Annotated in this window: 19 protein-coding genes; 5 read left to right on the top strand and 14 right to left on the bottom strand. The window is 73.6% G+C overall.

Annotated elements, in window-relative coordinates; translation table 11 throughout:
* The first annotated feature begins 11 nt into the window (after window positions 1–11).
* The gene (locus AOQ37_RS02060) at window positions 12–3,362 is read left to right on the top strand and encodes an SAV_2336 N-terminal domain-related protein (RefSeq protein ID WP_159401282.1); all 3,351 of its coding nucleotides are present in this window, start codon (window positions 12–14) and stop codon (window positions 3,360–3,362) included.
* Between the two features lie 83 nt (window positions 3,363–3,445).
* On the opposite strand, the gene AOQ37_RS02055 is transcribed toward AOQ37_RS02060, so the two are convergent.
* From AOQ37_RS02055 to AOQ37_RS02035, 5 genes are all read right to left on the bottom strand, one after another.
* Complete coding sequence (locus AOQ37_RS02055; RefSeq protein WP_062640488.1) at window positions 3,446–4,435, bottom strand: malate dehydrogenase; 990 nt, start codon at window positions 4,433–4,435, stop codon at window positions 3,446–3,448.
* Window positions 4,436–4,932: 497 nt separating this feature from the next.
* Window positions 4,933–5,919 (bottom strand): helix-turn-helix domain-containing protein, encoded by a 987-nt coding sequence (locus tag AOQ37_RS02050; protein ID WP_062640486.1) that lies wholly within the window; start codon window positions 5,917–5,919, stop codon window positions 4,933–4,935.
* Window positions 5,920–6,046: 127 nt separating this feature from the next.
* Window positions 6,047–6,505, bottom strand: coding sequence for a helix-turn-helix domain-containing protein (locus tag AOQ37_RS02045; RefSeq protein WP_062640484.1), 459 nt, complete (start codon window positions 6,503–6,505; stop codon window positions 6,047–6,049).
* Window positions 6,506–6,805: 300 nt separating this feature from the next.
* Window positions 6,806–7,429 (bottom strand): DUF3017 domain-containing protein, encoded by a 624-nt coding sequence (locus tag AOQ37_RS02040; protein WP_107085073.1) that lies wholly within the window; start codon window positions 7,427–7,429, stop codon window positions 6,806–6,808.
* Window positions 7,419–8,273: a bifunctional methylenetetrahydrofolate dehydrogenase/methenyltetrahydrofolate cyclohydrolase gene (locus AOQ37_RS02035; RefSeq protein WP_062640482.1), complete on the bottom strand. Its 855-nt coding sequence runs from the start codon at window positions 8,271–8,273 to the stop codon at window positions 7,419–7,421. Before AOQ37_RS02035 ends, AOQ37_RS02040 begins: the two co-directional genes overlap by 11 nt.
* 335 nt (window positions 8,274–8,608) lie before the next feature.
* Here AOQ37_RS02035 and AOQ37_RS02030 point away from each other — a divergent pair, with 335 nt between their 5' ends.
* On the top strand, window positions 8,609–9,241 hold the full coding sequence (locus tag AOQ37_RS02030) for an RDD family protein (RefSeq protein ID WP_062640480.1): 633 nt from the start codon (window positions 8,609–8,611) through the stop codon (window positions 9,239–9,241).
* A gap of 160 nt (window positions 9,242–9,401) precedes the next feature.
* On the opposite strand, the gene purH is transcribed toward AOQ37_RS02030, so the two are convergent.
* Window positions 9,402–10,985 carry a bifunctional phosphoribosylaminoimidazolecarboxamide formyltransferase/IMP cyclohydrolase gene (purH, locus tag AOQ37_RS02025; protein ID WP_062640479.1) on the bottom strand — a complete coding sequence of 528 codons (1,584 nt, stop codon included), beginning with the start codon at window positions 10,983–10,985 and terminating at the stop codon, window positions 9,402–9,404.
* Window positions 10,982–11,611, bottom strand: coding sequence for a phosphoribosylglycinamide formyltransferase (gene purN / locus AOQ37_RS02020; protein WP_062640477.1), 630 nt, complete (start codon window positions 11,609–11,611; stop codon window positions 10,982–10,984). The genes purH and purN overlap by 4 nt, the downstream gene beginning before the upstream one ends.
* Window positions 11,612–11,919: 308 nt before the next feature.
* Here purN and AOQ37_RS02015 point away from each other — a divergent pair, with 308 nt between their 5' ends.
* On the top strand, window positions 11,920–12,687 hold the full coding sequence (locus tag AOQ37_RS02015; protein WP_062640474.1) for a hypothetical protein: 768 nt from the start codon (window positions 11,920–11,922) through the stop codon (window positions 12,685–12,687).
* A gap of 85 nt (window positions 12,688–12,772) precedes the next feature.
* Here AOQ37_RS02015 and AOQ37_RS02010 read toward each other — a convergent pair whose 3' ends face one another.
* On the bottom strand, window positions 12,773–14,665 hold the full coding sequence (locus tag AOQ37_RS02010) for a cell division protein PerM (protein WP_062640472.1): 1,893 nt from the start codon (window positions 14,663–14,665) through the stop codon (window positions 12,773–12,775).
* A gap of 96 nt (window positions 14,666–14,761) precedes the next feature.
* Here AOQ37_RS02010 and AOQ37_RS02005 point away from each other — a divergent pair, with 96 nt between their 5' ends.
* The gene (locus tag AOQ37_RS02005; RefSeq protein ID WP_062640470.1) at window positions 14,762–15,862 is read left to right on the top strand and encodes a helix-turn-helix domain-containing protein; all 1,101 of its coding nucleotides are present in this window, start codon (window positions 14,762–14,764) and stop codon (window positions 15,860–15,862) included.
* Window positions 15,863–16,012: 150 nt separating this feature from the next.
* Here AOQ37_RS02005 and sucD read toward each other — a convergent pair whose 3' ends face one another.
* The 3 genes from sucD to AOQ37_RS01990 form a co-directional block, all read right to left on the bottom strand.
* A complete protein-coding gene (gene sucD, locus AOQ37_RS02000; RefSeq protein ID WP_062640468.1) occupies window positions 16,013–16,900 on the bottom strand; it encodes a succinate--CoA ligase subunit alpha in 888 nt (295 codons plus the stop codon).
* A 21-nt stretch (window positions 16,901–16,921) separates the two neighbouring features.
* The gene (gene sucC, locus AOQ37_RS01995) at window positions 16,922–18,100 is read right to left on the bottom strand and encodes an ADP-forming succinate--CoA ligase subunit beta (protein WP_062640466.1); all 1,179 of its coding nucleotides are present in this window, start codon (window positions 18,098–18,100) and stop codon (window positions 16,922–16,924) included.
* A gap of 528 nt (window positions 18,101–18,628) precedes the next feature.
* The gene (locus AOQ37_RS01990) at window positions 18,629–19,069 is read right to left on the bottom strand and encodes a hypothetical protein (protein ID WP_062640464.1); all 441 of its coding nucleotides are present in this window, start codon (window positions 19,067–19,069) and stop codon (window positions 18,629–18,631) included.
* Between the two features lie 265 nt (window positions 19,070–19,334).
* Between AOQ37_RS01990 and AOQ37_RS01985 the strand changes: the two genes are divergently transcribed.
* Window positions 19,335–19,556, top strand: coding sequence for a hypothetical protein (locus AOQ37_RS01985; RefSeq protein ID WP_062640462.1), 222 nt, complete (start codon window positions 19,335–19,337; stop codon window positions 19,554–19,556).
* 300 nt (window positions 19,557–19,856) lie between these two features.
* Here AOQ37_RS01985 and AOQ37_RS01980 read toward each other — a convergent pair whose 3' ends face one another.
* The 3 genes from AOQ37_RS01980 to AOQ37_RS01970 all read right to left on the bottom strand — a co-directional run bounded on the left by AOQ37_RS01980 (window position 19,857) and on the right by AOQ37_RS01970 (window position 24,884).
* Window positions 19,857–21,050, bottom strand: coding sequence for a VWA domain-containing protein (locus AOQ37_RS01980; RefSeq protein ID WP_107085072.1), 1,194 nt, complete (start codon window positions 21,048–21,050; stop codon window positions 19,857–19,859).
* Between the two features lie 17 nt (window positions 21,051–21,067).
* Window positions 21,068–23,602: a DUF5682 family protein gene (locus AOQ37_RS01975; protein ID WP_062640458.1), complete on the bottom strand. Its 2,535-nt coding sequence runs from the start codon at window positions 23,600–23,602 to the stop codon at window positions 21,068–21,070.
* Window positions 23,603–23,741: 139 nt separating this feature from the next.
* Window positions 23,742–24,884 (bottom strand): ATP-binding protein, encoded by a 1,143-nt coding sequence (locus tag AOQ37_RS01970; protein ID WP_062640456.1) that lies wholly within the window; start codon window positions 24,882–24,884, stop codon window positions 23,742–23,744.
* Window positions 24,885–24,991 lie beyond the last annotated feature (107 nt).

Raw genomic sequence — 24,991 nt, 5'->3', positions numbered from 1 at the left:
AGGGGGGTGCGGTGACCGGGGCCCAAGAGGGTGGCGCGCGGCTCGCGGAGGCCCTGCGGGTGCTGCGGGCCTGCGGGCACGAGCTGGACGCGGACCAGGTGCTCGACGTGCTGTGGCTCGCCAGGGTGCTGCCCGCCGGAGCGGCCACCCCGCTCAGCCGGTCCACCACCGCCGACCACCCGACGGACGCCGAACCCTCCGCACCCGAGGCCGACGCGGCCGACCGGGGGCGGGCTGCGCCCGACCCCGACGCTCCGGATCTACCCGACCTGACCGCGTCCTCGCTGTACGGGTCGGCCCGTCCGGCACCGCCGCAGCTGCCCGACATCCGGCTGCGGCCGAGCACCGAGCCGAACCGGGCGATGCCCGTCCGGGTGCCCGAGGACAAGGCCCTCGCGGCCGAACTGGCGCTGGCCCGCGCGCTCCGGCCGTTGCGCCGCCGCCGCCCCAGCCCGCACCGTCTGGAGATCGACGAGGAGCGCACCGCCGCCGAACTCGCCGAGACCCGGCTGCCCGACGTGGTGCAACGGCCCGTGCAGGAACGGTGGCTGCATCTGGTGCTGCTCGTCGACGACGGCCTGTCGATGCTCCTGTGGCACCGCCTCGGCGCGGAACTGCGCACCCTCCTCGAACGGCTCGGCGCCTTCGCCACCGACCGCGTCCTGGGCCTCGACACCCGCAGCGCTCAGGAACCCCGTTTGCACGCCCGCCCCTTCCGGCACGACAGCACGCCCGTGCCGCTCAGCTCGGTCAGCGACCCCTCGGGACACACCCTCGTCCTCGTCGTCAGCGACGGCACGGGGGCCTCCTGGCGCAGCGGCTCGCTGCACCGGCTGCTGTCGCAGTGGGCCTCCCGCGGACCCACCGCGGTGCTGCACACGCTCCCGCCCGACCTGTGGGAGGGATCCGGCATCCACGCGGAACGCTGGCAGGCCACGACCCGCCGCATCGGCGGAGCCAACACCTCCTGGGAGATCACCGACCCGGTCCTCCCCGCCGATCTCGCCCCCTTCGACGGCGTGCCGGTACCCGTCCTGGAGCCGACGGCCGCCTCCCTGCGGAACTGGGCCCACCTCCTCGCCTCCCCCGGCGCCACGGTCCCGCTGCCCCTGCTCTCGCGGCCCGGCCGGTACAGCGCGGCCGGACCCGCCCCCGGCCCGGGCGACGCCCAGCAGTTCCGGGACGCCGCCACTCCGGAGGCCTACCGGCTCGCGGCGCATCTGGCGGCGGTGTCGCCGCTGACCGTGCCGGTCATGCGGCTCGTACAGACCGCGGTCCCGTGGCGGGCTCGGACCTCCCACCTCGCGGAGGTCTTCCTCGGCGGACTGATGCGCCCGCACCCCGCGCCGGTGCCGGGTCCGCTGCCCGCCAAACACCAGGTCTTCGACTTCTCCGACACCTCCAGACTGGTGCTCCTGGACGCGGTTCCGCAGGCCGAACTCCTCAGGACCAGCCGCAGCATCGGACAGCGCCTGGAACAACTCGCGGGCCATTCACCCGACTTCCCCGCCTGGCTCGCCCACCCGGACGGCCCGGCCCATCTCCCGGGCAGCCACCGCCCGTTCACCAGCGTCGAACGCCGGCTGCTCACCCGCTTCGGGGTGTCGTTCGAGCGGGAGGCGCAGGGGCTGGAAGCGGGGCGCGGCCGCAGCGCCGACTCGGCGGACGGGTGGACCCGGCTGATCGAGGACGATCCGCGGCACCTCGGACCGTACCTGCTGCTGCGACGCAGACGACTGCGACGGACGGTGGAGTACGAAGGCGTCGACCAGCGGGGCGGCCGCGCCCTGGTCCGCACCCCGCGCCCCGAACTCCCGGGTGGCGACGCCCTGGCGGCCGAGACGGAGGCGCTGCGCCGGCTGGGCGGCCAGTACGCCCCCGCCCTGCTCGCCACCGGGGTCCGCGACGAGCGGCCCTGGCTGGCGGTCGCTCCGGTCGGCGATGGCCCCCAGCAGCCCAGCCTGGCGGTCCTGTCGGACATCTTCAACGCGGCCCACGCGGGGGGCCGCGCCCCCTTCGACAAGATCACCGCGCTCGTCGTCGGCTGGCACCTCGCCAGCGCCCTGGCCCTGTGCCACCTGCACGGAATCGTCCTCACCGACCTCAACGCCGAGCACATCCACGTGTTGCGCCGGTCGGTCGTCCTCACGGACCTGTCCGACTGCGCCGTGGACGGCGCGTACGCGGGCACAGGGCCCATGCCGACCCCCGAGGACAACGTGCGCGCGCTGGGTGAGCTGCTCCAGATCGTCAGCAGCAAGGCGGGCTGGGAGCTGCCCGGCCGCCCTGAGGGCATGCACCTGTGGCAGGGCGACACCTGGAAGCAACTGCGGCGGCGCGTGCTGCGCTGTCTGGCTGCGGACCCGGCCGAGCGGCCCAGCGCGGCCGAGGTCGCGGACGTCCTGGCGCGGTACATCGCCCAGTCCCGCGTCACCCGCACCGTCCCGCCGGCGTCCGCGGTCAACGCACTGCCCACGGAGCGCGTCCCGCTCGCCCTGCCGCCGGCCGCCGCTCCTGAGGGCGCCGGCCCGCCGTCGGCCCTGCGCCCGCCCCGCTTCGGCGCCGCCCGCCGTGCGGCGGAGGCCCGGCTGGCCCGGCTGCGGACACCGCTGCGCCACGGCAGGCGCCTCACCGTCGTCGGTGCCTACCACTACAGCGGGCGGGCGACCACCACCATGGTGCTCGGCTCGCTGCTCGCCTCCGTCCGCGGCGAGCCCGTCCTGGCCCTCGACGGAGCGGCCCACGAGGGGGCCCTGGGGCGCTTCCTGACGGACCGTAACCCGGCTACCGTGCGCGACCTGGCGGGTCTTCCCGCCGATTCCCCGTACGACGACGTCCGCGCCCTCACCACTCGTCTGCCGTCCGGGCTGGAAGTGGCCGCGCACCCCACCGGCCACGCCAACCCGAACCTGGTGCACGCCCAGGCCTATGAGCATGTGCTGGCCCGGACGGAGCCCTTCTACTCCTTCGTGCTCACCGACTGGGCCCCGCAGCGGCTCGACGACTCGGCGGACACCGTGCTGGACCTGACCGACCGGCTGATCCTGTGCTGCGGCACCGCGGACTGGTTCCTCACCGCCGCCCGGCAGGTCCTCGAGCGGCTGCGCGCCGCTCGCCGCTGGCGGTTGGCCGACGAGGCGATCATCGTCGTCACCGAGGTCGAGGGGCCGTCCGCCCGGCGCGTACCGGCCGCCCTGGCAAGCCGTATCGGGGTGAGCGTGAACCAGGTGATCGCGGTCCCCTTCGACCGGGCTCTGAGCTCTCCGCGCTTCCAGGACCGGGAGCTGAGCCAGCTGCGGCCGCCGACCCTGAACGAGTTCCTCGACCTGGCCGAGCGGGTCGTGAGGACCCGGACGCACTGATCCCGGAACGCACTGATCCCCAGGCGGCCGGAGCCGTCCGGGGATCGGGAGCGGTCAGACGGTCGGGAACCGTCCGGCGGGACTCAGATGAGGCCGAGCGCGCGGACCGCCTCGCGCTCTTCCGCCAGCTCCTGCACCGACGCGTCGATGCGGGCGCGGGAGAACTCGTTGATGTCCAGGCCCTGGACGATCTCGTACGAGCCGTCCTTGGTGGTGACCGGGAAGGAGGAGATGAGGCCCTCCGGGACGCCGTAGGAGCCGTCCGACGGGATGCCCATGGAGGCCCAGTCGCCGTCCGCGGTGCCGTTGACCCAGGTGTGGACGTGGTCGATGGCCGCGTTGGCGGCGGAGGCGGCGGAGGACGCGCCACGCGCCTCGATGATGGCCGCACCGCGCTTGGCGACGGTCGGGATGAAGTCCTCGGCCAGCCACTTCTCGTCGTTCACGGTCTCGGCCGCGTTCTTGCCGGCGATCGTGGCGTGGAAGATGTCCGGGTACTGGGTCGCGGAGTGGTTGCCCCAGATGGTCAGGCGCTTGATGTCGGCGACCGTGGAGCCCGTCTTCTTCGCGAGCTGGGTCAGCGCGCGGTTGTGGTCGAGGCGGGTCATCGCGGTGAAGCGCTCGGCCGGTACGTCCGGGGCGGCGGCCTGGGCGATCAGGGCGTTGGTGTTGGCCGGGTTGCCGACGACCAGGACCTTGATGTCGTCCGCGGCGTGGTCGTTGATGGCCTTGCCCTGCGGCTTGAAGATGCCGCCGTTGGCCTCGAGGAGGTCACCGCGCTCCATGCCCTTGGTGCGGGGGCGGGCGCCGACGAGGAGGGCGACGTTGGCGCCGTCGAAGGCGACGTTCGGGTCGTCGCTGATGTCGATGCCCTGGAGCAGCGGGAACGCGCAGTCGTCGAGCTCCATGGCGGTGCCCTCGGCGGCCTTCAGCGCGGGGGTGATCTCCAGCAGGCGCAGCTTGACCGGCACGTCCGCGCCGAGCAGCTGGCCGGAGGCGATGCGGAAGAGCAGGGCGTAACCGATCTGGCCGGCCGCGCCGGTGACGGTGACGTTCACGGGAGTGCGGGTCATGGCGTTCTCCGTATGACAGCTGTCGGTGGGGCGTCCCTGCCCCTGGTGGGACGTACAAATGATCGATCTCTTGGTATCAAGAGATCCGACCAGCGGTCAGGCTATCGCGCCTCCGGGGTGCCGGACCGCCGGGGTTGTGTGGCCCGTCCCACAGAGTGGTCCCGACCGGTCCCCTCCGTGCGGACGGAGAGCCGCGGGCGGACGGGCGGCGGACGGGCGGAGGGGTCGCGGCCGGGCGGGAAGCGGGTCGGCAGGAAGCGGCGGCCGCCGGTCCGGGAGAGGTGGAACCTGCGGCCGCCGTGGTGGGGGTACCGGGTCGTGCCGGACTCCCGTGGGGGTACGGTTCGCGTGCCCGCGGCGGAGGAGGGTATTCCTGCCCTCTTCGGCTTTTTCGCGCCGGGTTCCGCCGAGGCCGCCGACCCCACCCGTTCGGCCCGCGTTCGGCCCGCGTCCGGCCCGCGTCCGGCCCGCGTCCGGCGCAGGGTCGCCGGGCGTTCTCAGGGAGTACAGCCCTGCTGTCCCGACGCCAGGACCGCGCAGGCCGTCACGTCCGCCGCGCTCGTCGCCGCCACCATCGGGGTGTACGCGATCGTGTCCCCGGCCACCGTGACGGCGCCGGTCTGCCGGACCGCACCCACGGTCACCCGCACCCCGTCGCCCTGCGCGGCCCGGGTGATCCGCCCCCAGGCCGCCCCGCACGTCCGGCTGAAGCGGACCTCCACCACGGTCGCCCCGACCGTCGCGGTCTTCGCCGTCGTCACGAGCTCGCCGCTGCACCCCATCTCCTCCGCGTCCCGGCCCGTGCAGTCGGAGCCACCGCACCGCACCCCGGAAGGCAGGGCGGTCCCCGGTGCGGACGAGGACGCGGCGGGCGAGGACGTCCGGGTGGTGCCCACCGCCTGTTCCGGACCGCCCGCGTCGGTCAGGAGGAACGCGCCCACGACGACCGTCACCACCCCCACGAGACCCGCGACGAACATCGTCGTCCGCCCTGGGCGGGACCGCGCTGATCCCGGGGCACCGCCGGCCGGCGTGCGCGCGGCCGGCGCCGACGGGATCGTCGGGGAGACGCCCGCCGGTCCCGCGACGCCCGGGGTCACCGCCAGCCGGCCCACGTCGCTCTCGCCGACATCGGGTGCCGGCCCGAACTCCCCCGGCGCGGCCCGCCCCTGGGAGACCCGCACGGCCTCCATGGTCCGGTCGTGCCGCGTCTCCGAGCGGCTCCAGGCCCGTTCGGCCAGTTCCCACAGGGTGACGAGATGGACGGGAGGCGTGCCGGTGACCTCGGCCAGCGCGACGACCGCCCCCTTGGGGGCGAGCAGCCGCCCGTCGAGATACCGCTCCCAGGACGTCCTGCCGTAGCCCGTACGGTCGGCCACGGCCGCCAGGCTCAGTCCCGTGCGGTCCACCACCCGCCGCAACTGCTCGGCGAACTCCCTTACCCGCGGGTCGAGTTCCTCGGGCAGAGCCCTCCAGCGAGGCATCGAACCCCCCTCCCTCCGCCGGCTCCCCCACCGGCCGTGTCAGACCCGATGCCGAGACGATTCGGGACACATGCCCGAACCGTCAATGTATCGACATGATGAGCGCACATCGCACGACGGACGCACATCAGCCGAAGACGACCGCTCCCCCGACGGCGGTGCACAGCAACGCCAGCAGAAGCAGGGCCGCGTACACCAACAGACGTCCGGCGGGCCGGGGCGAGGCCGGCGGGGCGGGCTCCTCCAGGCGGTCCCACCACGGGATCGTCGGATCGTCCCGGTACTCCTCGGCCGGGTTCGCCGACGCCGGCCGAGGCCAGACCTCGACGGCCAGTTCCCAGCGCACGACGTGCCGTTCGGCGTCCGCGCCGGCCAGACCCGCCACCCGGCACAGAGCGGCGACGGCCTGCCGGGGCGGCGGCTGGACGGCGTTGAGATAGCGCTGCCAGGAGGACTTGCTGTACGCGGTGCGCGCGCCGAGCGAGGCCAGGCTGAGGCCCGTACCGTCCTTGAGCTGCCGCAACTGCTCCACGAAGTGCCGTACCTCCGACGGCAGCCCGTCCGGCAGCGGCTGCCAGGCGCCCATCCCGCCCACCTCTCCCTCGATCCGTTGAGGGGACGACGCGGGACGGCCGGACGGTTCCCGGAGCGGGACGGCTGTGGCGGGGTGCGCACACCGTGGCGGAACGGTCACTGCTGTGCCACAGCGCCGGATCGACTGTTGAACAGGCAGCTCACGAGGGTGGAACGTGGAACGCGTCGGCGGCCCGTCCTCCTCGGGGGATGAAGACGGGCCGCCGCACCACCGTGTCGCGCCGAGTCCGGCCCGGTCGGGCTCAGCCCGTCCGGATTCGGCCCGTCCGGATTCGGCTCAGCCGGACTCGGCTCAGCTGCTGACCGTGAAGTGCAGGGTGTCCTTCAGGAACGGGATCTGGAGCCACGGGTTCGGCTGCGCCATCAGCGCCAGCAGGACGATCGCGCTGCCCAGCACGGTGTACGTCACGATGTCGGTGAAGCGGGAGCGCACGGCGAGCATGCCGACGCCGGGCAGCAGCCAGCGCAGCACCGCCCCGAGCAGCAGCCCCACGCCGATCAGGATCGTGCCGATCCGGAACACGTCGAGCGCGGTCACCAGCAGGCCGAGCGCGACGACGCCCAGCACGACGATGATCGGCCACTGCCGGGCGGCCAGCGCGTCTCCGGGCGCCGCCCGGCCGCCGCCCTCGGGGCGCGCGGTGTCCCTGGTGAACAGCGGGAAGCGGCGGGTGGTGCGGCGCGGCACCCCGTCGGCGTCGGGCGCGCTGACCGGGTCACGCACCTCTATGCCGTCGACGCCCTCGATGACGGCCGGGCCGTCGGTGTCGGTGGCGCCGTCGGTGCCGGTGGCGCCGTCGGTGCCGGTGGCGCCGTCGGTGCCGGTGGCGCTCCTGGTGCCGCCGCCGGCGGTGACGTCGGCGCTGTCGGTCTCGTCGAGGTTCCCGGCCTTGCCGGAGGTTCCGTCAGTCGACACTGCGCTCCGCCGCCTCCACCACGTTGACGAGCAGCTGGGCACGGGTCATCGGGCCGACGCCGCCGGGGTTCGGGGAGACCCACCCGGCCACCTCACGCACGTCCGGGTGGACGTCGCCCACGATCTTCCCCTCCGCGTTGCGGGAGACCCCGACGTCCAGGACGGCCGCGCCCGGCTTGACGTCCTCGGCCCGGATCAGGTGCGCGGAACCGGCCGCGGCGACGATGATGTCGGCCCGCTTCAGGTGCGCCGAGAGATCCCGGGTGCCGGTGTGGCACTGGGTGACCGTCGCGTTCTCGCTGCGCCGCGTCAGCAGCAGCGGCATGGAGCGGCCGATGGTGACCCCGCGGCCGACGACCACGACCTCCGCGCCCTTGATCTCGACGCCGTACCGGCGCAGCAGCGTGAGCACGCCGTTGGGGGTGCAGGGCAGCGGGGCGGGTTCGTTGAGGACCAGCCGGCCGAGGTTCATCGGATGCAGGCCGTCGGCGTCCTTGGCCGGGTCCATGAGTTCCAGGATCCGGTTCTCGTCGATGCCCTTGGGCAGCGGGAGCTGGACGATGTAACCGGTGCACGCGGGGTCGTCGTTCAGCTCACGGACGACCGCCTCGATCTCCTCCTGGGTGGCGGTGCCGGGCAGCTCGCGCTGGATGGAGGCGATGCCGACCTCGGCACAGTCGCGGTGCTTGCCGGCGACGTATTTCTGACTGCCGGGGTCGGTGCCGACGAGGATCGTGCCGAGTCCGGGCGTCACGCCCTTCTCCCTCAGCGCCGCCACCCGGGCGGTCAGATCGGACTTGATCGCGGCTGCGGTGGCCTTGCCATCGAGAATCTGGGCGGTCATGGACCCATCCTCCCGGATGACGGCCCCCCGGTTCCAATCCGTCCGGGCACCGGTCCGGGTGAACCCGGACACCGGCGGCCCCGTGCCGAGCTGGTGCGCATCCGCCGGGACCCGGCGCGGACCCGTTCCGGCCACGCGCCCCGATCGTTTCCGCCATGATCGACAAGGTTGCACTTGCACAAAGCCTGCGGAATGCGGCTGGACAGGAGCACACCTGTCCAAGAACGATGGGTCTTCGCAGTATGCGGTCGGTGTTGGGGGGCAAACCGCTCATCTGAAGATGTTCCTCCGCGCACTCCGCGTCGTCCCCGCTTGTGCAACGGAGGAAAATCGCCATGAGCTTCGGCCCGCCCAACGACCCCTACGGTCAGCCGCAGAACCCCCAGCAGGGGCAGCCCGGTTACGGCTACCCCCAGCAGGGGCAGCCCGGTTACGGCCAGCAGGCCCCGCAGGGCGTCCCCCCGCAGGGGTACGGCCAGCCGCAGCACCCCGGCTACCCGCAGCAGCCCGGCTACCCGCAGCAGCCCGGCTATCCGCAGCAGGGTTACGGCTACCCGCAGCAGCCCGGCTACGGCGGTGAGCCGCCGTACGCGAACTGGGGCCAGCGGTTCGGCGGTCTCGTGGTCGACATGCTGGTGTTCGCGGTGCCCTACGCCCTCGTCATCATCGGCAAGGACACCCCGGCGCTGATGGCCGTCGGCGCCGCCGCCCTCGTCGGCCTCGCGATCTGGCAGCTGGTCCAGGAGGGCCGCACCGGCCAGACCGTCGGCAAGAAGGCGCTGGGCATCCGCCTGGTGCGCGAGATCGACGGCCGGCCGATGGGCGTCGGCATGGCGTTCGTCCGCCGCCTGGCCCACTTCCTGGACAGCCTGGCGTGCTACCTGGGCTGGCTGTGGCCGGCCTGGGACGCCAAGCGGCAGACGTTCGCCGACAAGGTGTGCAGCTCGATCGTCATCCGCACGAACTGACCCACGCCCCCCGCACCGCCCGCGCGCGTGACGCACACGCCGCGCCGCGGACGAACGCAGTCGGCCCCGGCCCCCCTCCTGAAACCAGGAGACGGACCGGGGCCGCTGCGTCGATCAGCGCGGATCGGTCGATCAGGGCGGATCGGTCGATCAGGGCGGATCAGTGGAAGAAGTGGCGCGTGCCGGTGAAGTACATCGTCACGCCCGCCTTCTTCGCGGCCTCGACGACCAGCTCGTCACGAACCGAACCACCGGGCTGCACCACGGCCTTGACGCCCGCCTCGACCAGGACCTCCAGCCCGTCCGGGAAGGGGAAGAACGCGTCGGAGGCCGCGTACGAGCCGCGCGCCCGCTCCTCGCCGGCCCGCTCGACGGCCAGCTTCGCCGAGTCGACCCGGTTGACCTGTCCCATGCCGACGCCGACCGAGGCGCCGTCCTTGGCGAGCAGGATGGCGTTGGACTTGACGGCACGGCAGGCGCGCCAGGCGAAGGCCAGGTCGGCGAGTCCGGACGCGTCGAGCGCCTCGCCGGTGGCGAGGGTCCAGTTCGCCGGGTCGTCACCGTCGGCCTGGAGCCGGTCGGTGACCTGGAGCAGCGCGCCGCCGCCGACGGGCTTGAGCTCGACCGCGCCCGCGGGGCCCTGGGGCGCCCTGAGCACCCGGATGTTCTTCTTCTTGGTGAGGGCCTCGAGCGCCCCCTCCTCGTAGCCGGGCGCGACGATGACCTCGGTGAAGATCTCGGCGACCTGCTCCGCCAGTTCCTTGCTGACCGGCCGGTTGACGGCGATCACGCCGCCGAAGGCCGACAGCGGGTCACAGGCGTGCGCCTTGCGGTGCGCCTCGGCCACGTCCGCGCCGACGGCGATCCCGCACGGGTTGGCGTGCTTGATGATCGCGACGGCCGGCTCGGCGTGATCGTACGCGGCACGGTGCGCGGCGTCCGTGTCCGTGTAGTTGTTGTACGACATCTCCTTGCCGTGCAGCTGCTCGGCCTCGGCGAGACCGGTACCGCTGCCGTCGACGTAGAGCGCGGCGGGCTGGTGCGGGTTCTCGCCGTAGCGCAGGGTGCTCTTGCGCTCCCAGGTGGCGCCGAGGAAGTCGGGGAAGCGCGACTCGTCCACGGGCGCGTAGGAGGAGGCGAACCACGAGGCGACCGCCACGTCGTAGGCGGCGGTGTGCTGGAAGGCCTCGGCGGCGAGCCGCTTGCGGGCGGGCAGGTCGAAGCCGCCGGACCGCACGGCCGAGAGGACGTCGGCGTACCGCGCGGGGCTGGTGACCACGGCCACCGACGGGTGGTTCTTCGCGGCGGCGCGCACCATGGACGGCCCGCCGATGTCGATCTGCTCGACGCACTCGTCCTCGGAGGCGCCCGAGGCGACGGTCTCCCGGAAGGGGTAGAGGTTGACGACGACGAGGTCGAACGGCGCGACGCCCAGCTCCTCCAGCTGCTGCCGGTGGCTGTCGAGGCGCAGATCGGCGAGGATGCCGGCGTGCACCTTGGGGTGCAGGGTCTTGACCCGCCCGTCCAGGCACTCGGGGAAGCCGGTGAGCTCCTCGACCTTGGTGACGGGGACGCCGGCGGCGGCGATACGCGAGGCGGTGGAACCGGTGGAGACGAGCTCGACCCCGGCCTCGTGCAGCCCGCGCGCGAGCTCTTCCAGACCGGTCTTGTCGTAGACGCTGACGAGCGCGCGACGGATGCCCCGCTTGCTGCTCTCTGCCGTGACAGTGCTGTCGGCGGTCACTGGATAACTACCTTTCGTCCCTCAATGCGATAGCCGTTGCGGGCGAGCCGCCCCACGACCTCGACGAGCAGCCTTCGCTCGACTTCCTTGATGCGCTCGTGCAAAGCGCTCTCGTCGTCCTCGTCCCGGATCTCGACCACGCCCTGGGCGATGATCGGTCCGGTGTCGACGCCGTCGTCGACGAAGTGGACGGTGCAGCCGGTGACCCGGGCGCCGTACGCGAGCGCGTCCCGCACGCCGTGGGCCCCGGGAAAGCTGGGCAGCAGGGCGGGGTGCGTGTTGACGAACCGCCCCCCGAACCGCGCCAGGAATTCCTTCCCCACGATCTTCATGAACCCGACCGAGACGACGAGGTCCGGCTCGTGGGCGGCGACCGCCTCGGCGAGCGCCGCGTCCCACTCCGACCGGCTCCCGAAGTCCCTGACCTTCGCCACGAAGGTGGGGATACCGGCGCGCTCGGCCCGGGCGAGTCCCTCGATGCCCTCCCGGTCGGCTCCGACGGCCACGATCTCGGCGCCGTAGGCATCGACGCCGGCGGCCGTGATGGCGTCGAGGAGAGCCTGGAGGTTCGTACCGGATCCGGAGACCAGCACGACGAGGCGCTTGGCCACGGGCTTGGCGGCCACGGTGGGGCCCTTTCTCGGGGAAGCGTTTGCACGGCCGGTTTATACATTCGTACGAATGCTTCGCGCCCCGGGATACGGGGAAGTCTACGAAGCGGCCGACCGTCAGCAACGATACCGGCACACCGGACGGCCCCCACGGGACGGGGGCGTGGCCGGAAGGTAGCGTCTGGGGCGAGCGGGCTCGGGAACGCGGTGGCGACGCGGTGCGTTCTGCAAGTGACGGCCCAGCTAGGCAGTACCAGCGCAATACCGTTCATTACCAGCCAAAGCCGATCACTAGCCGATCACTAGGGGAAGACGCCCACTTGATGCCGGACCGCAGTCTGCGACTCCTCACGCTCCCCCCGCAGTCACGGCAGGGAGGGGAGCGCGGCGCCGTGCTGCTGCGAGAGCGCCCAACCTCTCCCCCCGACGCCCCCTCGGGCGGCAACACGGGCGACAACCCGCCCACCACACCGCCCGAGGACGACAACCCCTTCGCCCCGCCCCCCGAGGGCACCCCGGACCGCCCCTGGCAGCCCCGGCGCCCGGAGGGCGGTGCTCCCGAGGGCGGGCGCACCCCGTGGGGCGGCCAGTGGAGCGACCGGCAGCCCGGCCGCTCCCCCGGCGGCTTCGGCGAGCGCCCCGGCGGCACCCCCGAGGGCGGCGGCCCGGGCCCCGACCCCGCCAAGCGCTGGGACCCCACCGACCCCGCCCAGCGCCACGCGCGCTACGCCCTGCTCTGCGGGATGTGGGCCTTCTTCTTCGCCCTCTTCGGCTGGCCGTACGTGGCCCTGCTGCTCGGCGCGCTGGCCCTGAACTGGGGCATCAGCGCCCTGCGCGCCAAGCCCCGCACCCCCGACCCCGACGCCCCGCCCGCCCCGGAGCCCACCGGCCGCCCCCAGAAGACCGCCGCCGTCAGCGGCCTGGTCACCGCGTCCCTGGCGCTGGCCCTGGTCGCCGCGAGCTTCACCGCGCAGCTGGTCTACAGCGACTACTACACCTGCACGAACGACGCCCTCACCAACGAGGCCAAGCAGTCGTGCGGCGACCTGCTCCCCAAGGAACTGAAGAACATCCTGGGCGCGAACGCGTAATTCCAGCCCGGGAACGTAGACGGAAGCGGGAACGTAGACGGAAGCGGGGACGGGGAAGGGACGGCGGGGGCGACATCCTCCACGGTCACCGCCCCGCCCCGCCCGCCCCACTCCCCCGCGGCCCCTCAGGCCCTTCGGTCCCCCCTTCCTCACCGGCCTCCCGCAACGCCGCCCACCGGGCCTCCCGCGCCACATCCCCGTGCCACACCGGCTCCCCGTGACCCGCCGGGTCCATGGGGGACGGGGGGCCGACGGGGTCCAGCGCGTCCGGGGGGCTCAGCGGGTCCCGGTGACCCGGGGCGCCGACGGGACCCACCGGCTCGACGGGCTCGGGCGCCGTGGCCGGTACGGGCGGCACCCCGAACGGGCCCGACCCGGGCGGCGCAAGCGGCCCGGGCGGCGCAGGCAGGACGGGCGGCGCAGGCAGGACGGGCGCGGCAGTCCCGGCGGGCGGTACGAAGCCGACGTGGTCCGCGGGCGAGAAGTCGTACAGGTCGGACCCCTCGAACGCCCCGAACCTCCCGGAGTCGCCGGACTCGCGGAAGTCGCCGGAGCCGTGGAAGTCGCCGGAGTCGCTGAGCCCCGCGAACGTCCCGTGACCGAACCCCTCGACCGAGCCGCCGGCCGTGCCGCCCGCCGAGCCCCCGGCAGGAACCCTCCACCCGCCCCGCGACCCCCTGCACCGCCACGCCCGCACCACCAGAGCAACCGGCGCCCCCACCCCCACGGCCCACACCGTCACCGCACCCCCCACCTGCCACCACACCGGCCCGAACCGGGCCAGCGCGGAAACCCCCAGCGGTCCACCGGCCCACCCGGCGAGCACGCCCATCAGCACCCCGCACAGCACCCCCGCGAGCACCACGCCGCCCACGGTCCGCCCGCGCGACCAGGCACCCCCGTCTCCCGCCTCGCTCGCCCCCCGGGCCACGAACACCCCCAGCGTCGCTGCGGCGAGCAGCGGAACCACGCCCACCGCCCAGTTCCACGCCGTACCGCCCCCCGGCTCCGGCACCGCCGCCAGCAGCGGAAAGGGCGGCAGCAGCGGCGCCGGGTCGGAGGACAGCGGCGCCACCACGTGTCCGGCGCCGAGGGCGTACCCCGGCCCGAGGGCGTACGCCGCTCCCCACACCGCCGCGTTCGGCACCAGCGCCACGCACAGCAGCAGCACCGCGAACCGCCCCGACCAGCCCTCCGTCAGCTGGAGGAACCCCTCACGGGCCGCCCCCAGGTGCCACACCGAGGACACCGCCACCAGCGCCGCCCCGCCCCCGAAGAGCACCGCCGCCCCGGCCCCCGCCGCCCGTCCGGCGACCCCGAGCCGCTCCCGTCCGTCCGCCCCGAGGAGGAACCGCCGCGCACCCCGGGGCAGCACCAGCAGCGCGTTGTCCACGGGCTCGCGGGGCCGGCCGTGCGCCGACCACACCCCCGCCCCGGCGGCCAGCACGGCGACGGTCGGCACGCACACCACCGTCCACGCCCACGAGGGCCGCAGCGCGCCACCGGTGGCGGCGTAGCAGGCGGCGCCCGCCCCGACGGCGAGATAGCCGAGCACGACACCCGCCCACGCCGTACGGGCACTCATCGGCGCAGTGGCCTCGTCGTCACCGTCGCCCGTGTCCACCGCGTCCCGCGCGGCGCGCCGCACCAGCCACACCGGCAGCGCGAGCAGCAGCAGCGGGGTGACCCCGACCGGCGCCGGGATCCCAGACAGCGTGTCGACGCGCACCAGCTCGGCGCCATGGGCCAGCAGCCACAGCGCGGCGGCCACGTGCAGCGCGCCGTCCGGCCCGCTGTCGGGGTACGGCGAGCTGATCCACAGCACCATCACGAGCACGGCGAACGATCCGAGCCCGAGACCGGCCGCGAGCGCTCCGCCGAGGAGGCCGGCGGCCAGCCCGGAGGATCGGTCTCGCATCCGGCTGAGCAGGGGCGACAACGACAGTCGGCGAGCGGTCATCTGGGTCACGCCCGTCATGCTCCCAACGACACGCGCTTTCCCGTCGTAACAGGCGAAGTTCCGTTGTGTCGCTCAATATACGTTTATGTACTTTTTCGCGGGAAGGGTTCCCCTGTGACGCAGCGCCCTGCCCCACTCCCCCCTCCCGAGCGGCGCCGACACCTGCGTGAGGCCGCCTCGCTGACACAGGCTCAGGTCGCCGAGCGGGTCGGTGTCACCCGGGAGACGGTGCGCGCGTGGGAGTCCGGCCGCACGACACCGCGCGGCCACCGGCGGGAGGCGTACGCGGAACTGCTGGCATCGCTGACCGAGGCGGACATGGTGACGAACACGCAGGAGGCAGCGCCCCCACCCCCGATGACGGTGGGCCTGAACAGCGACCCCCATCACCCGGAGGCCCACGAGATCCCGAGAACGGCCCTGACGCCCGCTCAGGCCTTCGACGGCCTCTACGCCTTCTGCGCCCCCGCCCTCGTACGGCAGACCTACCTGCTCTCGGGCCGCCGCGAACTCGCCCGCGAATCGGTCGAGCAGGCGTTCCAGCTGGCCTGGCAGCGCTGGCCCGAGGTGGCCGTGGACCGCGACCCGGCGGGCTGGGTACGGGCGACGGCGTACGAGTACGCGCTGTCCCCCTGGCACCGGTTCCGTCCCCGCTACCGCCACCCGGAGCCACCCCCGGCCGACGCCGCCGACCGCGCCCTGCTGGACGTCCTGCTGACCCTCCCCGCGCCCTACCGCCGCACGCTCCTCCTCTACGACGGTGTCGGCCTCGACCTCCCGGAGACGGCGGCGGAGACGGAGGCGAGCACCCCCGCGGCGGCGAACCGGCTGCTGCACGCCCGGGAGGCGGTCGCCGCACGGCTGCCCGAGCTCGCGAGCCCCGCGGCGCTGCACCGGCGGCTGGCGGAGGTGGCGTCCGCCGAACGGCTGCGCGCGGCCGGACCGAGCACCCTACGGGCGGGCAGTGAACAGCGGGCCCGCTTCTGGACCAGGGCGGCGATCGCGTTCACGATCGCGATCATCGGCGCGACGGCACTGACCGTACGCACGGCCCCCACCCGGTACGAGCCCGCCGTGCCCCCCGGCGAGACGGTGCAGGGCATCCCGCCGCGACCGGCCCCCGGCACGCTCTCGGACGCGGAACGGAAACTGCGCGCCAAGCTGAGGTCCGACGTCCGGCACGGACCGCAACGGCTGATCCCCCTGCCGGAATGAACCCGGCCGGCCCGGCCTTGTTCGGCCGCCCGGCCGCCCGGTCAGGCCACTCGGTCAGGCCACTCGGTCAGGCCCCGGCCTCCGTGGCCGGACATGCCGGTGGGCCCGCCCCCACGAGGGGAACGGGCCCACCGGCACGCGGTGTGGGACTCAGCCGGCCGCGAGGATCTCGCGGGCCAGCCTCGCCGTCTCGGTCGGCGTCTTGCCGACCTTGACGCCGGCGGCCTCGAGGGCCTCCTTCTTCGCCTGGGCGGTGCCGGAGGAACCGGAGACGATGGCGCCGGCGTGGCCCATGGTCTTGCCCTCGGGCGCGGTGAAGCCCGCGACGTAGCCGACGACCGGCTTCTTCACGTTGTCCTTGATGAAGGCCGCGGCACGCTCCTCGGCGTCACCGCCGATCTCGCCGATCATGACGATCAGGTCGGTGTCGGGGTCGGCCTCGAACGCGGCGAGCGCGTCGATGTGCGTCGTACCGATGACCGGGTCGCCACCGATGCCGACGGCGGACGAGAAGCCGATGTCACGCAGCTCGTACATCATCTGGTAGGTCAGCGTGCCGGACTTCGAGACCAGACCGATACGGCCCGGCTTCGTGATGTCGCCCGGGATGATGCCGGCGTTCGACTGGCCCGGGGTGATGAGACCGGGGCAGTTCGGGCCGATGATCCGGGTCTTGTTGCCCTGCGACACGGCGTACGCGTAGAACGCGGCCGAGTCGTGGACGGCGATGCCCTCGGTGATGACGACGGCCAGCGGGATCTCCGCGTCGATCGCCTCGACCACGGCGGCCTTCGCGAAGGCCGGCGGCACGAAGAGGACGGACACGTTCGCGCCCGTCTTCTCGATCGCCTCGGCGACCGTGCCGAACACCGGGATCTCGGTGCCGTCGATGTCGACGGACGTGCCCGCCTTGCGGGGGTTCACGCCACCGACGATGTTGGTGCCGTCCGCCAGCATGAGCTTGGTGTGCTTCATGCCCGTGGCACCGGTCATGCCCTGGACGATGACCTTGCTGTCCTTGTTCAGGAAGATAGCCATGGCTGTTCTGTCCCTCTTCCCTTACTTCGCAGCCGCGAGCTCGGCGGCCTTGTCGGCCGCGCCGTCCATGGTGTCCACGCGCTGGACCAGCGGGTGGTTGGCGTCGGAGAGGATCTTGCGACCCAGCTCGGCGTTGTTGCCGTCGAGACGGACGACCAGCGGCTTGGTGACTTCCTCACCCTTGTCCGCCAGCAGCTGGAGCGCCTGGACGATGCCGTTGGCGACCTCGTCACAGGCGGTGATGCCACCGAAGACGTTGACGAAGACGGACTTGACGTCCGGGTCGCCGAGGATGATCTCCAGGCCGTTCGCCATGACGGCGGCGGAGGCGCCACCGCCGATGTCGAGGAAGTTGGCGGGCTTGACCCCGCCGTGCGCCTCACCGGCGTACGCGACGACGTCCAGGGTGCTCATGACGAGACCCGCGCCGTTGCCGATGATGCCGACCTCGCCGTCGAGCTTGACGTAGTTGAGGTTCTTCGCCTTGGCGGCGGCCTCGAGCGGGTTGGCCGACGCGTGGTCGACGAACTCCTCGTGTCCCGGCTGACGGAACTCGGCGTTCTCGTCCAGCGAGACCTTGCCGTCGAGGGCGATGACGTCGCCGGAGGCGACCTTCGCCAGCGGGTTGACCTCGACGAGGAGGGCGTCCTCCTCGATGAAGGTCTTCCACAGCGTCACGAGGACGTCGGCGACCTTGTCGGCGACCTCGGCCGGGAAGTTCGCGGCCTCGACGATCTCGCGGGCCTTCGCGGGGGTCACACCCTCGTTGGCGTCGATCGGCGTCTTGGCGACGGCCTCGGGGCGGGTCTCCGCGACCTCCTCGATCTCCATGCCGCCCTCGACGGACGCGATGGAGAGGAAGGTGCGGTTGGCACGGTCGAGGAGGAAGGAGACGTAGTACTCCTCCAGGATCTCCGGGGCCGTCTCGGCGATCATCACCTTGTGGACCGTGTGGCCCTTGATGTCCATGCCGAGGATGTTGGTCGCGTGCTCCACGGCCTCGTCGGCGGAGGCGGCGAGCTTGACGCCGCCGGCCTTGCCGCGGCCGCCGACCTTCACCTGGGCCTTGACGACGGACTTGCCACCGAGACGCTCGGTGGCTGCGCGGGCCGCCTCAGGCGTGTCGATGACTTCACCGGCCAGCACCGGTACATCGTGCTTGGCGAAGAGGTCCCTCGCCTGGTACTCGAACAGGTCCACGCGCTTCCGTCCCTATCAGTGATCTCGCGGTTCGTTGTCTGCGTGGGCGTGCCGCGAGGGCAACGTGACGTCCGCCGTAAGCCAGTCACAAGGGAGGCGCACACGGTGTCCGAGCGCGCGGCATGTCCGTCTCGCAGGTTATCGCTGCTTGCAGGAGGCCCCTAAATCGAGGGTCACACCTGAGCGGTGATACCTGTCACATGATGTCGGAATCACTGACACCCCGTGCCTGATGTGAGGTGCCCGGGCGGGGACGGGGAGGGCCTCACCGGGTTGGGGTTGACCCGGTGAGGCCCCTTGAACAGCCCTTTGAGGGCGCGGGACGGACGGTCCTCACCCCAATGAGGACCACTCGGTCCCATCCCGTGAGGTTTCGGTCGGACGAACCGAAGGCTTTCGGCCGTCCGGGGGCCTGCCGCCTCACGGAAGCATCCGGTCAGACGCGTGACGCGCTGCCTGGGTATCCGGCGGAAGGGAAGGGCGGGGAGGGGGGCGGGGAGGGAGGGGCCGGGGGGAGGGCGACTGCCCCTAGCCGGGGAAGAGCGGGATGTTCCGGTGTCCGGTCCGCGTGCCTTCGACCTCGGAGCGCGCGGCGCTGCCGGGCACCAGCCGCAGCGGTGTCCGGTGACACGACGTGACCGCGTGTGCGTCGCCGTGCCGGGACGCACCGCCGCTCAGCACCGAGGTACCGGCGCCCAGCACGCCGTCGCCGTCCCCGGCGGGCCCACGGCGCACGGGCCCGGGAGCGGGGGCGTGGGCGGGGGCGTGGGCGTGGCCGGTGCGGGCGGACGCGACGCGGTGCCCGACGTCAGCCGAAGCCCCGACGGCGGCGCTCACCGGGCCGTACGACGCCGTAAGCGCGTCCGCCGCCCTCGCGGCGACGGCGACCGTCCCCGCACCGGCCGTCTCCCGGCCGCCGAGCCCGCCCGCGTCCGCGTGGGGCGCCGGGGTCACCACGGAGCCCCGCACAGGCACCTCCACCGGCACCGTCCCCACGGGACCCGAGGGAGGAGCCGGAAGGGCGGGAAGGGCGGGAAGCACCGGAAGGTCGGGCAGAGCCGGAAGGTCGGGCAGAGCCGGGAGGTGGGGCAGCTCGGGAAGAGTCGAAAGAGCGGGGAGGGCGAGAGCGGGGAGGGGCGGAGTGGGGCGAGCCGGAAGGTCGGGGGGAGCTGGGAAGGCTGGGAGGGCTGGGACAACGGACGGACCCTTGAGCTCGGGAAGGTCCGCGAGCTCGGTGAGTGCGGGGGCTGCCGACACGATCGTCGGCGTCGGCGTCGCGCTCGGTGTCGGTGTCGCGGTCGGCGGCGACGGGACGGGCGCCGGCGGCTGCGCCGAGCGCCGCTCGCCCACGATTCCCACCACGACTTCCCGGACCGCCGGAACGGAGGGAACCGCCTTGGCCGGCGTGATCGGCGTAGCCGGCGTGATCGGCACCGAAGTGAGTACCTCGACCTGATCACTCACCCCGTCCGGTGCGGACAAGGCGGGCGCGGACAGGACCGATGCGGGCCGGGCCGGTGCCGACAAGCCCTCCGCCGCATGGGCCTGTTCGCCACAGAGGAACCCGAGCGCGAACAACCCGCCCACCAGCAGAGCGAGTTGCGCCAGTTGCACCACACGCCGCCCGGCCGCGCCACGCAGGACGCGCAGGACCCGCAAGGCTGCACCAGGCAGAACTGTGGGCCAGGTCAAGGGGGCGGGTTCCTCCCGTGCGGCGACGAGTACCCCGATCCTCGCACGTGCGTTCCGCATGGCGTCAGGCGGTGTCCGGCACGGGCAGCGGACGTTTCTCGATCGCCGCCGCCATGACGCCCGGGAACAGGTCGGGCGTGCACGCGAACGCCGGTGCGCCCAGCGCCGCGAGTGCCGCCGCGTGCTCCCGGTCGTACGCGGGCGCCCCCTCGTCCGACAGCGCGAGCAGCGCGACGAACTGCACCCCGGACGCCTTCATCGCCGCGACGCGCTTGAGCATCTCGTTCCGTATGCCTCCCTCGTACAGGTCGCTGATGAGCACCACCACCGTCTCCGCGGGCCGGGTGATCTGCGCCTGGCAGTACGCGAGCGCCCGGTTGATGTCCGTCCCCCCGCCGAGCCGGGTGCCGAACAGGACGTCCACCGGATCGTCGAGCTGATCGGTGAGGTCGGCGACCGCCGTGTCGAAGACGACGAGCCGGGTGCTGATCGACCGCATCGACGCCAGCACCGCGCCGAAGACCGACGCGTACACCACCGACGACGCCATCGAGCCCGACTGGTCGACGCAGAGGATCACCTCCTTCTTCACCGACCGCGACGCCCGGCCGTACCCGACGAGCCGCTCCGGCACGACCGTCCCGTGGTCGGGCAGGTAGTGCTTGAGGTTGGCGGCGATCGTGCGGTTCCAGTCGATGTCGTGATGGCGCGGACGCCGCACGCGTGTGCCGCGGTCGAGGGCGCCGGTGAGCGCGGCCCGGGTGCGGGTGGCGAGCCGCTCCTCCAGGTCCTCGACGACCTTGCGGACCACGGCCCGTGCCGTCTCCTTCGTCGTCTCCGGCATCGCCTTGTTCAGGGAGAGCAGCGTGCCGACGAGATGTACGTCGGCCTCGACCGCCTCCAGCATCTCCGGTTCGAGCAGCAGCGCGGACAGCCCGAGCCGGTCGATGGCGTCGCGTTGCATCACCTGTACGACGGAGGAGGGGAAGTACGTGCGGATGTCACCGAGCCAGCGGGCCACCGACGGCGCCGAGGCCCCGAGCCCCGCCGAGCGGTCGCGCACCGTCCGCGCGCCGCTCTCCTTCCCGTAGAGCGCGGTGAGCGCCCCGTCCATCTGGGCGTCCCGCCCGGAGAGCCCGTGCCCGGTGCCGTCGGCCGCGTCGCCGCCGAGCACCAGCCGCCAGCGCCGCAGCCGTTCCCGCCCGGCCTCGGCCGCCCCACCGGTCGCCCCCGCGCCCGTCGTCCCGGCATCGACCATGTCATCTCCGGTCGTCGTCATGTACTCACCCCCGCGAGCTCGTTGTCGTCCGCCGTACCGGGAGCCGGGCCCAGCTCCGGCTCCGGCTCCGGCTCCGGCTCCGGTGGCGGTGGCGGTGGCGGTGGCGGTTCCAGCCCCAACAGCAGCCGCACCACCGGCAGGACCGCGTCCGCGCGCCCCTCGTCGAGCCCGGCCGCGAACCCGGGTGTCCCGGAACGCGCGCGCGGTCCGCTGCCCCGCTTCCCCGGGCCGCGCCGGACCTGCTCGCCCAGCGTTCTGCGCACCGCCGGTTCGTACGCCGAGAACGTCCGCCGCAGCAACGGCAGTACGTCCGTGAACGCCTCCGCCGGCACCGCCGTGAGCCATCCGTCGACCAGCCCGAGCAGCCGCTCGTCGTGCATGAGGAGCAGTCCGCCGCCCGCGCCGCCCCCGACGAAGCCCTCGATCCAGGCGGCCGCGTCCGACGGCGGCGTCCCCGGTGACAGGGCGAGCCCCATGAGCCGCGCCGCCTCGTCCTGGCCCAGATCCCCCTCGTCCAGGAGCAGCCGCACGGCCCGCCCCCGGACCACCCCCGGCACGCTGTCCCGCCCGGCGAGCACCCGCAGCACACGCCGCCAGCGCGCCCGCAGCCCGTCGGCACCCGGGCGGACCTGCCCGCCGGCGCCGTCCGCAGGCCCGGCCGCTTCTCCGGCCGCGTCCGTCTCCTCCAGCATCCCCACCGCGCCGTGCACCGCGTCCACATGGCGCCGCATCTCGTCCGCCGCGTCCGCGTCCAGTGAGGCGCAGGCCGGGGGGAGGCCGACGAAGACCCGTTCGGCGAGGCCCGCGGCCACCTCCGCCAGCGCACCGGTGTCGGTGCCGCGTACGTCGCCGTAGCGCAGCGAGCGGACCAGCGCGGGCAGTGCCTGGGCGAGATGGCCGACGTCGGTGTCGAGGGCCGCCCGGTCGGCCAGGACTCGCATCACCGTCGGCAGCGCGTCCGGCAACCCGGCCAGGAGGCAGCGCTCGGCGAGCCCGGTCACCTCGGCGAGACCCCGCGCGGCGACGGCGTCCGCCTCCGCCTTGGCGGTGGCGGCGGCGAGCACGGTCGTCCCCCACACCCCGGCCTCGGCGGTCCGCACGACCAGCTCCGGCTCCCACCGCAGCCGCCACGTCTCCCGGAAGGTCCCGGTGCTGCCCGGCGAGGCGACCGGCTCGCCCCACTCGATCCGCAGCAGTCGCAGCCGGTGCAGGAGCCTGCTGCGCCCGGCGTCGTTCTCCTTGCGCAGGTCGAGGGCCAACTCGCGTGTGTCCGCCTCCGGTTTGAGCCGCAGCCGGCGCTGGAGCCGGTCGACGTCCCGCTGCAAGGGCACCGCGGGCGCGTCGGCCGGCACCTCCCCCAGCACGTCCCCGACCACCAGCCGGTCGCGCACCAGTGCCAACGGAACGTCCGAGCCCTCGCACAGCACCGCGCGTACGGCGTCGGTCGTCTCGCCCAGTCCGGGCAGCGGCCTGCCACGCAGTGCGGCAAGCGTCTCGGCCAGCCGGACCGCCTCGATGACATGCGCCGAGGACACGATCCGGTCCTCCGCGCGCAGCAGGAACGCCACCTTCGTCAGCCAGCGCTCGACCGGCCGGTCCGGCGCGCCGAACAGGTGGGCGTACCAGCCCGGCGCGTCGATACCCGCCCCGTAGCCCCCGGCCCGGGCGAGTCTGCGGTGGGTCCAGGGCACCCAGGTCAGGTCGGTCCTGACCTTGGGCAGCCCCTTGAGCAGCGCGCGGTCGGCGGCGACGGCGACCTTCCGGCGCAGCGCGGGCACATGCCATGCCCCGCACACCACGGCCACCCCGTCCGGCCCGAACTCCTTCTGCGCCGAGCGCACCTGGATGCGCATGTACGCCTCCCGCACGAGGTCGCGGTCGTCGCCGTCCCCCCGTGCTTCGGTCGGGTGGGCGTCCCTCAGCGCCCCCATGGCCTCCTCGATCGCGGTGAACGGCGCGAACGGATCCTTCGCCCCTGTCGACCGGTGCTCGACGACGTCCTCCCACCAGCGCTCGGGATCGTCGTACCCGGCGACCTCGGCGAGCCGCCCGAGAGGGTCCCCCCGCACCCCCTCCCCACCACCGGGGCCGTCCTCCCCGCCCCCGCTGTCGCCTCCCTCCTCGCTCCCGCCCCCGTCTGCCTCCTCGCTCCCGTACCGTCCGTCCGTCTCCCAGGCCAGTGAGTGCGTGGCCGGCAGGTCGATGAAGCGGACGGGGACACCGTGCTCCAGGGCCCAGCGGAGGGCGACCCACTCCGGGGAGAACTCGGCCATCGGCCAGAAGGCCGAGCGTCCGGGTTCGTCGACGGCGTGGGCGAGCAGGGCGACCGGCGGCCGCATGTCCTCGTCGGCGGCGAGCGGGATCAGCGCGTCGGCCTCGGGCGGCCCCTCGACGAGGACGGTCAGGGGCCGGGCGGCGTCCAGCGCCGCCCGGACCGCCCGCGCCGACCCCGGCCCGTGATGACGCACCCCGAGCAGCAACGGCCGACCCGTCCGCGGGCCCCGGCCGCCGCCCTGCGCGACGCCCGTCATCCCCGGCCCTCACACCTGCGGGGCCACCTCGTGTCGTCTTCCACAGCCACCCTCCACGCTCCGCGGGCCCGGGCCCGGATCCCCTCGTCGCCGTTCCTCGTGGTGCTCGTCGTGCTCGCGGCGCCCCTCCTGGTCCCGTTCACGCGCTCACCTCCCGGCAGGCGCGGTAGAAGTCCGTCCAGCCGGCGCGTTCCCTGACGACCGCCTCCAGGTACTCCTGCCAGACGACCCGGTCGGCCGCCGGATCGCGGACGACGGCGCCCAGGACGCCCGCGGCCACGTCCCCCGCGCGCAGCACGCCGTCGCCGAAGTGCGCGGCCAGCGCGAGACCGCCGGTGACGACGGAGATGGCCTCGGCGGTGGACAGCGTGCCGCTCGGCGACTTCACCTTCGTCCGGCCGTCGGAGGTGACGCCCGCGCGCAGTTCGCGGAAGACCGTCACCACCCGGCGGATCTCGTCGATGCCGTCGGGAGCCGTCGGCAGGTCGAGGGAGCGGCCGATCTGGTCGACCCGCCTGGCGACGATGTCCACCTCGGCCTCGACGCTCTCGGGCAGCGGCAGCACCACCGTGTTGAAGCGGCGGCGCAGGGCGCTGGACAGCTCATTGACCCCGCGGTCGCGGTCGTTGGCCGTGGCGATGAGGCTGAACCCGCGGACCGCCTGCACCTCCTGCCCCAGCTCCGGTATCGGCAGTGTCTTCTCCGACAGGATGGTGATGAGGGTGTCCTGCACGTCGGCCGGGATCCGGGTCAGCTCCTCCACCCGTACCGTCGCCCCGTCCGCCATCGCGCGCATGACGGGGCTGGGCACCAGCGCGTCGCGGCTCGGCCCGTGCGCGAGCAGCTGCGCGTAGTTCCAGCCGTAGCGGATCGCCTCCTCCGGTGTGCCCGCGGTGCCCTGCACCAGCAGCGTCGAGTCACCGCTGACCGCCGCCGCCAGGTGTTCGGAGACCCAGGTCTTGGCGGTGCCCGGGACACCGAGCAGCAGCAGGGCGCGGTCGGTGGCGAGGGTGGACACGGCGACCTCGACGATGCGGCGCGGGCCCACGTACTTCGGCGAGATCACCGTGCCGTCCGGGAGGACGCCGCCGAGGAGATAGGTGGCGACGGCCCACGGCGACAGCCTCCAGCGGGCCGGGCGCGGACGGTCGTCCTGCGCGGCCAGCGCGGCGAGTTCACCGGCGAAGGCGTGCTCGGCGTGCGGACGCAACGCTTCCGCGGACTCGTTCCCCGTGGGTCGCGCGGACGTTGGCTCTGTCGTGGGATCTACGGACACGGACATGGCTGAGGCCCCCTCCAGCTCGGCCGGTTCGGCATCTGGTGTCCACCGTGCACCACGCCACTGACAATGCGATCCGACCTGCGAAAACGTCCTCCCGGCCGCCCGCG

This window comes from Streptomyces maremycinicus, assembly GCF_001184025.1.
GTDB classification, from domain to species: Bacteria; Actinomycetota; Actinomycetes; order Streptomycetales; family Streptomycetaceae; genus Streptomyces; species Streptomyces maremycinicus.
This window is presented reverse-complemented; position numbering and strand designations above follow the sequence as displayed.